This window comes from Myxococcus sp. XM-1-1-1 (genome assembly GCF_020037095.1).
Lineage (GTDB): Bacteria > Myxococcota > Myxococcia > Myxococcales > Myxococcaceae > Myxococcus > Myxococcus fulvus.
Genome location: NZ_JAIQDH010000008.1, coordinates 21852 through 36653, shown reverse-complemented (window position 1 = coordinate 36653; position 14802 = coordinate 21852). Strand labels below are relative to the sequence as shown.

At 71.2% G+C, this 14802-nt stretch carries 13 protein-coding genes; 10 read left to right on the top strand and 3 right to left on the bottom strand.

From position 1 onward, the window contains the following. Nucleotides 1-5 precede the first annotated feature (5 nt). Nucleotides 6-1097: a hypothetical protein gene (locus K8640_RS17455; RefSeq protein WP_223748056.1), complete on the bottom strand. Its 1092-nt coding sequence runs from the start codon at nucleotides 1095-1097 to the stop codon at nucleotides 6-8. Nucleotides 1098-1219: 122 nt separating this feature from the next. On the opposite strand from K8640_RS17455, the gene K8640_RS17450 reads away from it, so the two are divergent. The 7 genes from K8640_RS17450 to K8640_RS17420 all read left to right on the top strand — a co-directional run bounded on the left by K8640_RS17450 (nucleotide 1220) and on the right by K8640_RS17420 (nucleotide 10986). Further along, nucleotides 1220-1420 carry a hypothetical protein gene (locus tag K8640_RS17450; RefSeq protein ID WP_046715727.1) on the top strand — a complete coding sequence of 67 codons (201 nt, stop codon included), beginning with the start codon at nucleotides 1220-1222 and terminating at the stop codon, nucleotides 1418-1420. Then, nucleotides 1410-4391 carry an ATP-binding protein gene (locus K8640_RS17445; RefSeq protein WP_223748055.1) on the top strand — a complete coding sequence of 994 codons (2982 nt, stop codon included), beginning with the start codon at nucleotides 1410-1412 and terminating at the stop codon, nucleotides 4389-4391. Before K8640_RS17450 ends, K8640_RS17445 begins: the two co-directional genes overlap by 11 nt. Beyond that, nucleotides 4388-5746 carry a sigma-54 dependent transcriptional regulator gene (locus K8640_RS17440; RefSeq protein WP_223748054.1) on the top strand — a complete coding sequence of 453 codons (1359 nt, stop codon included), beginning with the start codon at nucleotides 4388-4390 and terminating at the stop codon, nucleotides 5744-5746. Before K8640_RS17445 ends, K8640_RS17440 begins: the two co-directional genes overlap by 4 nt. 187 nt (nucleotides 5747-5933) lie before the next feature. Next, a complete protein-coding gene (locus K8640_RS17435) occupies nucleotides 5934-7043 on the top strand; it encodes a porin (protein WP_223748053.1) in 1110 nt (369 codons plus the stop codon). 24 nt (nucleotides 7044-7067) lie between these two features. After that, the gene (gene acs, locus K8640_RS17430; RefSeq protein WP_223748052.1) at nucleotides 7068-9032 is read left to right on the top strand and encodes an acetate--CoA ligase; all 1965 of its coding nucleotides are present in this window, start codon (nucleotides 7068-7070) and stop codon (nucleotides 9030-9032) included. Between the two features lie 27 nt (nucleotides 9033-9059). Continuing rightward, nucleotides 9060-9338: a DUF485 domain-containing protein gene (locus K8640_RS17425; protein ID WP_046715732.1), complete on the top strand. Its 279-nt coding sequence runs from the start codon at nucleotides 9060-9062 to the stop codon at nucleotides 9336-9338. Between the two features lie 13 nt (nucleotides 9339-9351). Next, nucleotides 9352-10986: a sodium:solute symporter family transporter gene (locus K8640_RS17420; protein ID WP_223748051.1), complete on the top strand. Its 1635-nt coding sequence runs from the start codon at nucleotides 9352-9354 to the stop codon at nucleotides 10984-10986. 24 nt (nucleotides 10987-11010) lie between these two features. Here K8640_RS17420 and K8640_RS43140 read toward each other — a convergent pair whose 3' ends face one another. Together K8640_RS43140 and K8640_RS17410 are read right to left on the bottom strand one after the other, a co-directional pair. Beyond that, on the bottom strand, nucleotides 11011-11274 hold the full coding sequence (locus K8640_RS43140) for a sigma factor-like helix-turn-helix DNA-binding protein (protein ID WP_223748286.1): 264 nt from the start codon (nucleotides 11272-11274) through the stop codon (nucleotides 11011-11013). 132 nt (nucleotides 11275-11406) lie between these two features. Continuing rightward, complete coding sequence (locus K8640_RS17410; RefSeq protein WP_223748050.1) at nucleotides 11407-11658, bottom strand: hypothetical protein; 252 nt, start codon at nucleotides 11656-11658, stop codon at nucleotides 11407-11409. 474 nt (nucleotides 11659-12132) lie between these two features. On the opposite strand from K8640_RS17410, the gene K8640_RS17405 reads away from it, so the two are divergent. The 3 genes from K8640_RS17405 (at nucleotide 12133) to K8640_RS17395 (ending at nucleotide 14744) form a co-directional block, all read left to right on the top strand. Continuing rightward, nucleotides 12133-12558 (top strand): YeeE/YedE family protein, encoded by a 426-nt coding sequence (locus K8640_RS17405; RefSeq protein WP_223748049.1) that lies wholly within the window; start codon nucleotides 12133-12135, stop codon nucleotides 12556-12558. Beyond that, nucleotides 12555-12974: a DUF6691 family protein gene (locus tag K8640_RS17400; RefSeq protein WP_223748048.1), complete on the top strand. Its 420-nt coding sequence runs from the start codon at nucleotides 12555-12557 to the stop codon at nucleotides 12972-12974. The genes K8640_RS17405 and K8640_RS17400 overlap by 4 nt, the downstream gene beginning before the upstream one ends. Nucleotides 12975-13160: 186 nt before the next feature. Then, on the top strand, nucleotides 13161-14744 hold the full coding sequence (locus K8640_RS17395; protein ID WP_141333196.1) for a class I SAM-dependent DNA methyltransferase: 1584 nt from the start codon (nucleotides 13161-13163) through the stop codon (nucleotides 14742-14744). The last annotated feature ends 58 nt before the right edge of the window (nucleotides 14745-14802 follow it).

The following is a 14802-nucleotide window of genomic DNA, read 5'->3' as shown; positions in this document are numbered from 1 at the left end:
CGTCCCTACTCCTCGAGCTCTCGCTTGAACCGCACGCCGAGGCGCGGCGCCAGCCAATCGCCCAGGTGCTCCATGCGCGAGCGCTGCGAGCCGGCCTGGGACAGCTCCATCTGGCCCGAGCCCGTGCGAATCCACAGCGAGAACACCTGCCACGTGCTCCCCTCATGTTCGTTCTCGGTCCGTCGCAGCTCGAGCCACTTCACCTGATGACGCACGCGCTCGGGAGTCCCCAGGCCATGCCAGACACGCTCCAGTGAACCCGGGCGCAGCTCCCACTCCCATCGCGCCTGGAGCGCGGGCAGCGCGTTCAGCCCCGCCCAGATTGCCGCGGCCACGAGCACCACCGCGAGCAGCGTGTCCTCCACCGTGAGCCCATCGATGGACTGACGCCAGCCCACCATCGCCGCCGAGGACATCAGCAGGAGCGCCACCCCGCCGCGGACCCAGGCCTTCTGTGCCACATCCCCCCGGTCGTCGCGCAGCACCACGACGCCATCCGGGAGCGTCAGGGTCTCCTTCCCCCGGGGCACGCTCTTCTCGGGCTCCAGCGGCGTGGGCCCCAGCTCCGAGAGCGTGCACAGCATCTTCCACAGCGCATCGTGCTCCGACGACAGCCCCAGTGAAGCCAGCCGGACCACGCGTCCCGAGTGCAGTTGCAGCTCGACGCCGCCGATGGGCTTCGGCACGGCCGCCACCTCCGTGAACGGCAGGTAGCACCGCTCGCTGCCAGGGCCGTTCCACCGCCTCCACGTCACCCCTCGGGTGTCCATCGAGACCTGGTCCTCGCCCCAGAGCGAGCGCAGGAAGAAGCGCCCCACGCGGACGCCCACCACCAGCCACACCGTGAGGAAGGCGATGAGCGCCAGGCCTCCGAGCACCAGCCCCACCGCCTGGACGTTGCGCATGTCCGAACGGAGGCCCATCGGCGCGGGGTCGAACGACACCCGAAGCACCTCGACGAGGAGGTCCAGCCCCAGCTTCAGGCCCCCCAGCCCCACCGCGCACCAGACCAGCAGCATGACGCCATGGAGCGCGCGACGCTGAGGGTCCGCCTTCAGTCGCGTCTGCCAGACCGGTACCGCCCTCGCTTCGGCCATCCTGTGCTTCCCCCTCGATGCGCGACGAGCACGCGCTGCCTCCTCAGGCACTCGGGCCTCGTGAGGAAAGCGTGTCACCGCATTGTCACCCACCCGCCGTCGCGCTGCTATCCTCGGCCGCCATGAAGCGCCCCACGGAGCCGGACGCGCCCGCGATGCCGTCGCTGCTCGTCTTCGCCATCGCGGTGCTGCTCTTCGGCTCGCCGCTCCGGCGTCTGTGGTTGGCGGAGGACGCGCCCGGCTACCTGCCCTTCGTCGTCTGGCTGGGCGTCATCGCCCTGGGCGGTTGGGCCGCGTACCGGGGCGGTGGCCATGACGCTTGAGCTGGGCTCGCTCGTCGCCGCGTCCGTCGTCTACCTGCTCGTGCTGTTCCTCGTCGCCTACGCGGCGGAGCGGGGCCTCATCTCCTCGCGCATCACCCAGCACCCGCTGGTGTACGCGCTCGCCCTGGGCGTCTACGCCACGTCCTGGTCCTACTTCGGCAGCGTGGGCTACGCGGCCCGGCACGGCTACCGCTACCTGGGCATCTACCTGGGCGTCACCCTGGCGTGCCTGCTCGTGCCCGTGCTGTGGCGCCCGCTCCTGCGACTGACGCGTGAGCTGCAGCTCACCTCGCTCGCGGACCTGCTCGCCTTCCGCTACCCGGGACAGACGACGGGCACGGCGGTGACGCTGTTCATGCTGGCCGGCAGCCTCCCCTATCTCGCGCTCCAGGTGCGCGCGGTGGTGGAGTCCGCGAAGGTGCTCAGCCCGTCGGCCTCGCCCACGCTCGTCGGCATGGGCTTCTGCGCGGTGCTCGTCGTCTTCTCCGTCCTCTTCGGCGCGCGCCACCTCACCCCGCGCGAGCGACACGAGGGGCTGATGCTGGCCATCGCCTTCGAGTCCGCCGTGAAGGTGGTGGCGCTCGTCGCCGTGGGCGCGTGGGCGGTGTCGCAGGTGTTCGGCGGCGTGGACGGATTGTGGACATGGCTGGAGGCGCATCCGGAGGCGGTGGAGCAATTGCAGCGCCCCGCGCGGGAGGCGTCGTGGGCGCCCCTGCTGGTGCTCTCGTGCGCGGCGGCGTTCCTCACCCCGCGCAGCTACCACGTCGCCTTCACCGAGGCGCCTGAGAAGGACGCGCTGTCCACCGCGACGTGGGCCTTCCCGCTGGTGCTGCTGGTGATGAACCTCGCGGTCCCCGTGGTGCTGTGGAGCGGCGAGGCGCTGGGGCTGCCCTGGCCCGCGGACTTCCACCTGCTCGCGGTGCCCGCCTCGCGCGGCGCGACGGGCCTGGCGCTGGTGGCCTTCCTGGGCGGCGTGTCCGCCTCCAGCGCCATGGTCATCGTCACCACGCTGGCCCTGGCGCCCATGTGCCTGACGCACCTGGTGCTGCCCCTGGGCTACGCGCGCGGACAGCCGCACCTGTACGGCTGGCTGCTCTGGGCGCGGCGGCTGCTCATCGCGCTCATCATCCTGGCCGGCTACGGCTTCTACCGCCTGCTCGACACGCGGGGGATGGGGCTGGTGGACCTGGGCCTCGTGTCCTTCGTCGCGGTGGCGCAGTTCGCGCCCGGCGTGCTGGGGCTGCTCTTCTGGAAGCGGGCCACGCGCGCGGGGCTGCTCGCGGGCCTGGGCGCGGGCGCGGCGCTGTGGATGGTGACGCTGGTGGTGCCGCTGTGGGCCTCGCCAGGCGTGGTGGCGTGGACCCACCGCGTCTCGGCGCTGCTCGGCTTCCCGAGCGACGAGCCGTGGGGCTTCTCCACCTTCGCGTCGCTGACGCTCAACACACTCGCCTTCGTGGGCGTGTCCCTGGCCACCCGACAATCGCAGGCGGAGACAGAGGCCGCGCGGGCGTGCACGCGGGAAGGCCCCGGGCTCGTGTCCGGCGGCGTGGAGGCCGGCTCGCCGCGTGAGTTCCGCGAGCGACTGGCCCCCCTGCTCGGCGAGGAGGCCGCGTCGGCGGAGGTGGACCGCGCGCTGGAGTCGCTCGACATGTCCCCGGACGAGCGGCGCCCCTCCGAGCTGCGCCGCCTGCGCGACGGCGTGGAGCGGAACCTCTCGGGCCTGTTGGGTCCGGTGCTCGCGAGGCTCACGGTGGCGGAGGCGCTGCGGCTGGAGCCCGGCACCCGCGCGGCGCTGGCCGAGCAGCTGCGCTTCGTGGAGGAGCGCCTGCGCGACGCGCGCGGCATGCAGGGCCCGGTGCGCGCGGTGGAGGCGGTGCGGCGCTACCTCAATCGCATCCTCGAGGACCTGCCCCTGGGGGTGTGCACCGTGGGGCCCGACGGTGAGGTGGTCATCTGGAACGCCGCGCTGGAGCGGCTGTCCGGGGTGCGCGAGCACGCCTCGCGAGGCCACCCGCTGGCGGACCTCCCCGCGCCCTGGGGCTCGCTGTTGTCCGCCTTCTCGGCCGGCGCGGAGGCCGACACCGAGACGCGCGTCGTCGTGGCCGGCGCCGAGCGCACGCTGCGGCTGCACCGCTCCCGACTGACACCCGACGAGGAGGGCGGCGGCACGTCCGAGGGCATGGCGCTGCTCGTGGAGGACCTGACGGAGAAGAAGGCCGTGGACGCGAAGCTCGCGCACCAGGACCGGCTCGCCTCACTGGGCCGCGTGGCGGCGGGCGTGGCGCACGAGATTGGCAATCCCCTCACGGCCATCGCCAGCCTCACGCAGAACCTCAAGTACGAGCTGGACGACGCGGAGGCGGTGAAGGAGCGCACCGGGCTCATCCTCCAGCAGTGCCGACGCATCGACGCCATCGTCCGCGCGCTGGTGGGCTTCAGCCACGCCGGCACCGTGGGCGGCGAGGCTCGCCCCTTCGCGCGCGTGGAGGTGGGGCCGCTCCTGGCGGAGGCGCTCCAGCTCGCGCGGATGGCGCGCTCGGCGACGCGCTCCCGCGGGGTGAGCTTCGAGCACCGCGGCGCCGAGGGGCTGGTGGTGCTGGGCGACGCGCAGCGGCTGGAGCAGGTGCTCGTCAACCTGCTCACCAACGCGGTGGATGCCTCGCCCGAGGGTGGGCGCGTGGAGCTGGAGGCGCAGGCCCAGGAGGGCCGCGTGCACCTGCGCGTGCTGGACCGGGGACACGGCATCTCCTCGGAGCTCACCCAGCGCGTCTTCGAGCCCTTCTTCACGACGAAGCAGCCGGGCGAGGGCACGGGCCTGGGGCTCGCGTTGGTGGCGGGCATCGTGCGCGAGCACGGCGGCACCATCCAGGTGGACAACCGGCCCGGGGGAGGGACTAGCGTGACGGTGAGCCTGCCCGACGCGCGAAGCCACGCGCCCCCCGCGCGTCCCGTCACGGGAGCCACCCTGTGAGCCGCATCCTGGTCATCGAGGACGAGCCCATCATCCGCACGGAGCTGCGCCGGCTGCTCGTGCGCGCCGGGCACGACGTGTCCGAGGCGGGCGCGGTGCAGGAGGCCGCGAGCGACTACGCGCTCGACTCCTTCGACCTGGTGCTGTCGGACCTGCGGCTGCCGGGCGCGCCGGGCACGGACGTCATCGCGCTGTGTCCCGGGGTGCCGGTGCTCATCATGACCAGCTACGCCACGGTGAAGTCCGCGGTGGACGCGATGAAGCTGGGCGCGGTGGACTACATCGCCAAGCCGTTCGACCACGACGAGCTGCTCCTCCAGGTGGAGCGCGTGCTGCGCGAGGGCAAGCTCACGCGGCAGAACGCGGCCCTCAAGCGCGAGGTGGAGCAGTCCTACTCGGTGAGCGGGATGGTGGGCGGCTCCGCGGCGATGCGCGACGTCTTCGAGCGCCTGCGCAAGGTGGCCCCCTCCCCCGCCACCGTGCTGGTGCTCGGGGAGTCCGGCACGGGCAAGGAGCTGGTGGCGCGCGCCCTCCACGCGCAGAGCCCTCGCGCGGACGGCCCCCTCATCTCCGTCAACTGCGCGGCCATCCCCGAGGGCCTCCTGGAGAGCGAGCTGTTCGGCCACGAGAAGGGAGCCTTCACCGGCGCGCTCACCGCGCACGCGGGCCTGGTGGAGGCCGCGCACGGCGGCACCCTCTTCCTGGACGAGGTGGGCGAACTGCCCGCGCCCGCGCAGGCGCGCCTGTTGCGCATGCTCCAGGACGGAGAGGTGCGGCGGGTGGGCTCCACGCGGCCTCGCAAGGTGGACGTGCGCATCGTCGCCGCCACACATCGGGACTTGCCCCGCCGCGTGCAGGAGGGCGCATTTCGCCAGGACCTCTACTTCCGGCTGCGCGTGGTGGAGATCCGCCTGCCGCCCCTGCGCGAGCGCGGCGAGGACCTGCCCGTGCTGGCGAAGTACCTCCTGGAGAAGGCGTGCCGCAGAATCGGCCGCCCGCCCGCGACGCTGTCCCCCGAGTCCCTCCAGGCCCTGATGACGCACCCGTGGCCCGGCAACGTGCGCGAATTGGAGAACGCCCTGGAGCGCGCCGTCATCCTCTCCGAGGGCCCCGTCATCACCCCGGACCTGCTCGCGCTGGAGCTGCCCGGTGGCGAGCTGCTCGACGCCGCCGAGCCCGCCGAGCCGGAGCCCGAGGAGACGGGCGGCGGCTCCATGGAGGAGTACTTCCGCCGCTTCGTGCTCGAGAACCAGGAGCACATGGGCGAGACGGAGCTGGCCAGGCGCCTGGGCATCAGCCGCAAGGCCCTGTGGGAGAAGCGCCAGAAGCTCGGCCTCCCTCGCACCCGCGCATGACGCACCGCCGCGCCGTCCTCGACGCGACAGGTCGCTTGCGCACGATTCGTTACGACGCATTGCGCGATTCGTTACCGAGGTAACGCACACGTCACCTTCCGTAACACCCTGACGCGCCGAGCCAACCTGCAACGTCCCGAATCTTGTCGGAGGCGGGGTTGGCCGGAGTGTTGCTCAAGGAGGGTGCATGCCCCCCTCCCCCCTGCGCTCGTCGCCGCTCCTGGTCGCGCTCGCCGTGGTCCTCCTCCCGCTGGGCTCCGCAATCGCAGGCAAGATAACCATCAACGACGAAGCGAACCTCAACATCAACCTGCTGCTCCAATCGCAGGCACAGGTCATCAAGGACGGGGCGCCCAGCGGGGGCGTGGGCACGGACTTCTTCATCCGCCGGGTGCGGCTGCTCGTCTATGGCAACGTGACGAAGCGCCTGTCCTTCTTCATGGAGACGGACCAGCCCAACTTCGGCAAGGACAACAACTACAACGTCGACTTCTTCGTCCAGGACGCGTTCGTGTCCTACGAGTTCGCGGACAAGCTCTGGGTGGACGTGGGCATGCTCATCGCCCCGTTCTCGCGCCACAACCTCCAGGGCGCCATCGCGCTCAACTCGGTGGACTACCACTCGAGCGTCATCCGCTTCACCGCGGGGGTGGGGAAGATATGGCGCGACATGGGCGTGCAGCTGCGCGGCTTCGCGGGGCCGGTGGGCTTCCGCGCGGCCATCGTGAACGGCGCCGAGGGCACCAAGCGCGAGGACGCGCCCACCGTCAACCCGGATGACCTGCCGCGCGGCGTGGCGATGGTGCGCTGGAACTTCCTCACCCGCGAGGAGGACCTCTTCTTCCAGGGCATCTACTTCACCGACAAGCCGCACCTGTCCGTGGGCGTGGGCGCGGACTACCAGCCCTCCGCCATCGCCACCGCGTCGGGCGTGCACGACTCGGTGGCCTTCTCCGCGGACACGTTCCTGGACTGGCCCATGGGCCATGACCAGGAGCTGGTGTTCCAGACGGGCGTGTTCCACTACCGCCAGGGCATGGACAACCCGCAGAGCGGCACGGGCGTCCAGGCGGAGCTGGGCTACCGCATCGCCAAGGTGGAGCCCCTGGTGTCCGTCGAGTACTTCAACTCGCGCGTCACGAACCAGGACTCGCTCATCTTCCGGCCCGGCTTCAACGTCTGGTTCCAGAAGCACACGTTCAACCTGAGGACCGAGGTCGCCATCGCGCGCGTGGGCGACCTGTCCAACGCGGACACCGGCGTCACCGGCACCGCGCAGCTCCAGTTCTTCTACTGACCCCCTGCCCGTCGAGGACCCCCGATGACTGCCCAGAAGGATTCGTTCGTCGCGCCCAAGGAGCACTTCTCCCGCCAGGCGCACGTGAAGAGCATCGACGAGTACCGCGCCCTCCACGAGAAGAGCCTGCGCGAGCCCGAGGCGTTCTGGGGCGAGCAGGCCCAAAGGCTCACCTGGTTCCACCCGCCGGAGGCCATCCGCGAGGTGGACGCGGAGCAGGTGGACTTCTCCTGGTTCAGCGGCGGCAAGCTCAACGTGGCCTACAACTGCGTGGACCGCCACGCGCGCGAGCGCCCCGGCAAGGCCGCCATCATCTGGGCGAAGAACGAGCCGGGCGAGTACGAGACCATCACCTTCCGCGACTTGCAGCACCACGTGGGACGCGTGGCCAACGTGCTCAAGGCCCACGGCGTGAAGAAGGGCGACCGCGTCTGCATCTACCTGCCGATGATTCCGGAGCTGGCGTACACCATGCTGGCGTGCGCACGCATCGGCGCGGTGCACTCGGTGGTGTTCGCGGGCTTCTCGTCGGAGTCCTTGCGCGAGCGCATCCTGGACTCGGGCGCGAGGGTGCTGGTCACCGCGAACGAGGGGCCTCGCGGTCCCAAGAGCGTGCCCACCAAGGCCATCGCCGACGAGGCGGTGGAGGGGCTCACCCAGGTGTCCTCCGTGCTGGTGGTGCGCCGCACCTCGCGCGAGGTGTCCATGGTGGAGGGCCGTGATTCATGGCTGGACCAGGAGATGTCGCGCCACCGCGGCGTGTGTCCGGCCGAGTGGATGGACGCGGAGGACCCGCTCTTCATCCTCTACACCTCCGGCTCCACCGGGAAGCCCAAGGGGGTGCTGCACACCACGGGCGGCTACCTGGTGTACGCGGCGACGACGCACCACTACGTCTTCGACGTGCGCCCCGACGACGTACACTTCTGCACCGCGGACCTGGGCTGGGTGACGGGCCACAGCTACCTCCTGTACGGCCCGCTCACCAACGGCACCACCACCGTGCTCTTCGAGTCCACGCCGTCCTATCCGGACTCCGGCCGGCTCTGGCAGGTGGTGGACGACGTGAAGGCCACCGTCCTCTACACCGCGCCCACCGCGCTGCGCGCGCTCATCAAGGAGGGCGACGGCTTCGTGAAGAGGTCCTCGCGCAGGTCGCTGCGGCTGCTCGGCAGCGTGGGCGAGCCCATCAACCCGGAGGTGTGGCGCTGGTACCACGACGTGGTGGGCGAGGGCCGCTGCCCCATCATCGACACGTGGTGGCAGACGGAGACAGGCGGCATCCTCATCTCCCCGCTGCCGGGCGCGACGCCGTGCAAGCCGGGGAGCGCCACCCTGCCCTTCTTCGGCGTGGAGCCGGTGCTGCTGGACGACGAGGGCCGCGTCATCGAGGGCAACGGCGTCAGCGGCAACCTGTGCCTGGCGCGCTCGTGGCCCGGGCAGGCGCGCACGCTGTACGGCCACCACCAGCGCTTCGTGGAGACGTACTACTCGCGCTTCCCCAACCTGTACTTCACCGGCGACGGCTGCCGGCGCGACGAGGACGGCTACTACTGGATTACGGGCCGCGTGGACGACGTGCTCAACGTGTCCGGCCACCGGCTGGGGACGGCGGAGGTGGAGAGCGCGCTGGTGGCGCACGAGGCCGTGGCCGAGGCCGCCGTGGTGGGCTTCCCCCACGACATCAAGGGCACCGGCGTGTGCGCCTTCGTCACCGTGAAGCCCGACTGGCAGGAGACCTCCAGCGAGCAGATGGTGGGCGCGCTCAAGGAGCAGGTGCGTCACGTCATCGGCCCCATCGCCACGCCGGACCGCGTCGTGGTGGTCAACGGCCTGCCCAAGACGCGCTCGGGCAAGATCCTGCGGCGCATGTTGCGCAAGATTGCGTCCGGCGAGACGGAGAACCTGGGTGACTCCACCACCCTGGCGGACCCGACGGTGCTGGACGAATTGCTCACCAAGGCCACGCCCGCGCAGGCGCGGCGCTGATTCCCACCCCTACCCGGAGCTCAAGCGATGTCCTCCCCATCTCAAGAAGAGGCGTTGGAAAGACTCGCGGCCGCGCGCTGGCGGGTGGCCGCCGTCCTCACCGTGGCCACGCTGGTGGCCTACTTCGGCTTCATCCTGCTGGTGGCCTTCAACAAGCCGTTGATGGGCCAGCAGCTCGTCCCCGGTCTGTCGGTGGGCATCCTCCTGGGCGCGCTCGTCATCGTGACGGCCTGGGCACTGACGGGCATCTACATGATCTGGGCGAACGGCAAGTACGACCGGGCCCTGCGCGAACTGCGTCGTTGAGAGGAGAATCCGCATGAATCCCCCTTCGGCAACGGGCACGCAGCTGGGCCAGCCCAACTCCACGGCCATCCTCTTCTTCCTGCTCTTCGTGGGCGTCACCCTGGCAATCACGTACTGGGCGGCGCGCAAGACGAAGACGACGTCCGAGTTCTTCGCGGCGGGCGGCGGGGTGAGCGCGCTGCAGAACGGCTTCGCGCTGGCGGGCGACTACATGAGCGCCGCCAGCTTCCTGGGCATCGCGGGCCTGGTCGCCATGTCGGGCTTCGACGGCCTCATCTACTCGGTGGGCTGGCTGGTGGGCTGGCCGGTGGTGACGTTCCTCATCGCCGAGCCCCTGCGCAACCTGGGCAAGTACACCTTCGCGGACGTCGTGGCGTACCGGCTCAAGCAGACGCCGGTGCGGCTGGCCGCGGCGCTGGGCACGCTCACGGTGGTGAGCTTCTACCTGATTGCGCAGATGGTGGGCGCCGGCAACCTCATCCACCTGCTCTTCGGGCTGTCCTACGAGGTCGCCGTCGTCATCGTCGGCGCGGTGATGATCCTCTACGTGCTCTTCGGCGGGATGATCGCCACCACGTGGGTGCAGATCGTGAAGGCGGTGCTGCTGCTGGCGGGCGCGTCCGCGCTGGCGCTGGCGGTGCTCTACAAGTTCGGCTTCAGCCCGCTGGCGCTCTTCAGCGAGGCCACCCGCCAGTACGGGGAGAAGACGCTGGCGCCGGGCACGCTGGTGAGCAACCCGCTGGAGACGATTTCGCTGGGCCTGGCGCTGATGTTCGGCACCGCGGGCCTGCCGCACATCCTGATGCGCTTCTACACGGTGCCGGACGCGAAGGCCGCGCGCAGCAGCGTGTTCTACGCCACGGGCCTCATCGGGTACTTCTACCTGGTGACGTTCATCCTCGGCTTCGGCGCGTCGGTGCTGGTGGGCCGGCAGGCGATCACGAGCGTGGACAAGGGCGGCAACATGGCGGCGCCCATGCTCGCCGAAGTCGTGGGGGGCACGGGCTTCCTGGGCTTCATCTCCGCGGTGGCCTTCGCCACCATCCTCGCGGTGGTCGCGGGCCTGACGCTGTCCGGCGCGGCGGCGCTGTCCCATGACTTGTGGTCCAGCGTGGTGCGCAAGGGCCAGGCCCCCGAGCACGAGCAGCTCAAGGTGGCGCGGCTGGCGAGCCTGTTGCTGGGCGTGCTCGCCATCATCCTGGGCGTGGCCTTCAAGGGACAGAACGTGGCCTTCATGGTGGGGCTGGCGTTCGCGATTGCCGCGAGCGCCAACTTCCCCGCGCTGCTGTTGTCCATGGCGTGGAAGAAGTTCACCACCTACGGCGCGGTGGCGAGCATGTTGACGGGCTCGTTCAGCGCGGTGGTGCTCATCTTCCTGTCGCCCACCGTACAAGTGGACCTGCTCAAGAACACGAGCGCCCTGTTCCCGCTGAAGAATCCAGGCATCATCACCATGCCATTGGCTTTCATCGTGGGGGTGCTCGTGTCGCTGATGTTCCCGGAGCGCGAGTCCAGCGAGCGCTTCGCCGAGGTGAAGCACCGCATGCACATGGGCGCGGGCAGGCCCTTGGGGGCGGCGCCCGAGGCCGCGGCGGCCTCGGTGGAACACACAGGTCGGACACCGACTCCCACGCCCAGCAAGGCTTGATGCCATCGAGATAGCCCTCCTCCGTCACTGCTCCTGGGGAGGAGGGCGGGGGTGGGCGCCGGGCCTCCAAGGGGCCCGGGGCCCGCCCCTCTTGCTCAATCCCTGACAGCAGACACGCTGGAGCGCTGCTCCCGCTGGCGCGTGCGCGCGGTGCAGACGGCGCTTGTGCGCGGGCACGTCGATGCCCGACGGGCGCGCGGCCTCCTCCGCGGACAGGCCCTCCAAGCCCCGGAGGCGCAGCGCCTGCCGGTCCGACGCGGACAGTGTCCCGGGCGCATCCCAAAGCACCGCCCCCGACTCACGCGCGTGCGCCACGCCGTCGAGCGCGGGCCCGGAGGAGACCACCGGCCGCCCCTGATTCACGCGCGTGCGCCACGCCGTCGAGCACAGGCCCGGAGGAGACCACCGGCCGCCCCTGATTCACGCGTGCGCCACGTCGTCGAGCGCGGGCTCGGGGAGACCACCGGCCGCCCCCGATTCGCGCGTGCGCCACGTCGTCGAGCACGGGCTCGGGGAGACCACCGGCCACCCCTGAGTCACACGCGTGCGCCACGTCGTCGAGCGCCGGCTCAGGGAGACCATCGGCCGCGCCTGATTCACGCGCGTGCGCCACGTCGTCGAGCGCCGGCTCAGGGAGACCACCTGCCGCGCCACGGGCGCATCGAGCGACACGCGAGCCCCTTCCGCGCGCCTCCTTCCGGCGCTCCCGTGAGCAGTCAGCGCGCGCCACCGGGTAGAGCCATGTCGACAGCCGCGCCTGCTCCCGGAACGCCGTCACCAGCGTTTCCTGGAGCAGGTCCCTGGAGCCGCACAGGCGCAGCAGCCCGAAGCCGTGCACCGAGGGGAGGCTCATCGGGCGAGCAGCGCCTCCCGGTCCCCCCGCGTCGCCGCGGAGACGAGCACCGCGTCGCCGCGCCCCTTCGCCCTTCGTCTCACCACCGCGGCCCTGTCCTCTCCGCGCGTCGAGGCCCCGAGGGAGCCCGCGCGCCATGCCCGCCGGCCTGGGAGAACCCACCCGCCTCAACACGGGCCCCTGGGTGCTTTTCCCGGGGGCGGGCTCTCACATCCTGACCGGCGGCGTGCCACGCTCCTGAGCCGGTCGCACCCGCTTGCCTCGATTCTCTTCCTCGTCAGGTGCCTGCATCGATGAACACGTTCCTCCTTCCGCTCCTGGGCGGTGTCCTGCTGGGCCTGGGCGCGGCCCTCCTGCTCCTCTTCAACGGCCGCATCGCCGGCATCAGCGGCATCGCCGGTGGGCTCTGGGCGCCCGCGTCGGGTGACACCGGGTGGCGCGTAGCCTTCATCGGTGGGCTGATGCTGGGCGGCTTGGTGCTCGCGGCCGTGCGGCCGGAGGTGCTCGGCGCGCCGGTGCTCACCGGGGTGGGCACCCCGCTCATCGCCGGGCTGTGCGTGGGCTTCGGCACGCGCCTGGGCAGCGGCTGCACCAGCGGCCACGGCGTGTGTGGCCTGGCGCGGGGCTCCAAGCGCTCGCTGGTGGCCACGCTGACGTTCATGGCGGCGGGCGCGGCCACCGTCTTCGTCACCCGGCATCTCGTGGGAGGTGCGTCATGAAGCAGGCCTTCACGGCGGGCGCCGCGGGGCTGCTCTTCGCGCTCGGCCTGGGCGTGGGCGGCATGACGGACCCGGCGAAGGTGGTGGGTTTCCTCGACGTGGCGGGCGCTTGGGACCCGAGCCTCGCCTTCGTGATGGCGGGCGCGCTGGGCTCGTACGCGCTGGCGCGCGGGCTCATCCTCCGCCGCGCGGCCCCCGTGCTGGCGGACACCTTCCCGGAGACGACCTCCGCCTCGGTGGATGGACGCCTGGTGGCGGGCGCGGTGCTCTTCGGCGTGGGCTGGGGCCTGTCGGGCTACTGCCCGGGACCGGTCCTGGTGGTGTTGCCGGTGGGAGGACTGACGGTGGCGCTCTTCGTGGTGGGGATGGTGGCCGGAATGGGGGTGTTCCGCGCCCTGGTGAAGCAACCTGGGTGAGCAGGCTCATCACACACAACCCTCACGGGTGTACGGTGCGGGCTGAAGTCACGCATTGCGGGGCACCAAATCTCAGACTTCCGGGCATGTGAAGTGATTGGGACATCACATCCGGACATTTGAGTGCGTTTGCAAAGCTTTGAGTGGATCACCGCGAGGGGCGGGGGTGGCTAGGATGACTCCTCAATGCCACGCGCCGCGAATAGGTTGCTGGACGTCGACGAAGAGAAGCTCGTCCACCAGTTCCCCGGAATCGACCGCAAGGCGGTGGGGGCGTTCTTCACGCCCGCGCCCCTGGTGGAACGCACGCTATCGCTCGCGATGGCGCACCTGGGAGCAGGGCCGCTCACGGTGATTGACCCGGCTTGTGGAGCCGGGGCCTTCCTGTCGGCGGCCTCGAAGCTCTGGCCCGGAGCCCGCCTGTGCGGCCTGGAGCTGGACCCGGCCGTGGCCCGGCTGTGTCAGGCCCGCGTCCCCGAGGCGGACGTAAAGGAGGGCGACACGCTGCGAGGCGGGCTGGAGCCCATGCTCGCCGCCACGCCGCCCGAGCACCGCGAGCTGTGGGTGGGCAATCCGCCCTACAACGGCACCTCGCCGGTGCTGAAGGACGCGGGCGCGTACGCGAAGCTGCGTGCCTTGTTGCCGCTGGCGCTGCCGCCGGGCACCAGCCTGCGCGACGACTTCGCCTTCTTCCTGCTCGTCGCCGCGCACCGGCTGTCCACGCGGCCCGGCGTGCTCGCCTTCATCACGCCCGCGAGCCTGCTGGACGCGTTCCTCTACGCGCCCCTGCGCCAGTCGCTCTTGCGCATGCTGACGCTGCGCGAGGTGGTGGACCTGGGGCCGGGCGCCTTCGCCGGCACGCAGGTGCGCACGTGCATCACCGTGTGGTCCTCGCTGCCGGGCCACGTGGACCCGCCGCGCTTCGAGCGCCGGGGGGCATGGCAGCACTTCACCCCCGAGGCGCCCGAGTGGCGGCTGGCACCCACGACGCCGGAGGCGAGCGCGCTGGACGCGCGGTGGAGCGCGGAGGGCGAGCCGCTCACCACGCTCGTCCCCGTGAGCCTGCCCGGGGTGAAGACGCGCTTCGACGAGCTCTTGGTGGACGCGGACCCGGAGCGGCTGCTCGCGCGCATCCGCGCCTTCGCGGCGTCCTCGCTGGACGACCTGCCGGACTTCGCGCGGGTGCATGGGCTGTCCGAGGAGCTGCTCCCGAAGCTGCGCGCGCTGAAGGTGGGCCCCGCGCTGGAGGTGGACGCCAGGCACCTGCGGCCCTTCTTCCGGTATGGCGGCGCTCGGCACCGGGGCACGCTGCCTCCGGAGACGCGGGCGTACTGCTACCTGGACCGGCGGCTGATTCCGCGCGGAGACCACCGGCTGCGCGGGCCGTACGACCCGCACGTGGGCGCGGTGAAGCTGCTCTTCAACGTGCGCGAGCTGCCCCTGTCCGCGGCGCTGCTGCAGGAGGAGGGCTGCGTCCACGACCACCGGCACGCGCGCTTCGCGCCGCTGTTCGTTCCCAAGCGGCTGCGCGACGAGGGCCTGCGCGTGACGCGCTCGTCCGCGTCCGCCGAGGAGCTGGGGCCGCTGGTGCCCAACCTGTCGCCGCGAGGCCTCGAGTGGGCGGAGACGCTGGGAGGTCCTGAGGAGGCCTTCAAGGCCATCGTGCGATTCCTCAACGGCCCCGAGGTTCAGCGCACCTGGGCGCCGGCCTTCGGCGCTTCACGCGTGGTGCCGGTGCCGCTGGTAGTGCCGCCCATCGGACAGGAGTGAGGAGGCGGTGGGCGGCCCGCATGGTTTCCCTGCGGGCTGCGCGGACAACCGCTAGTGT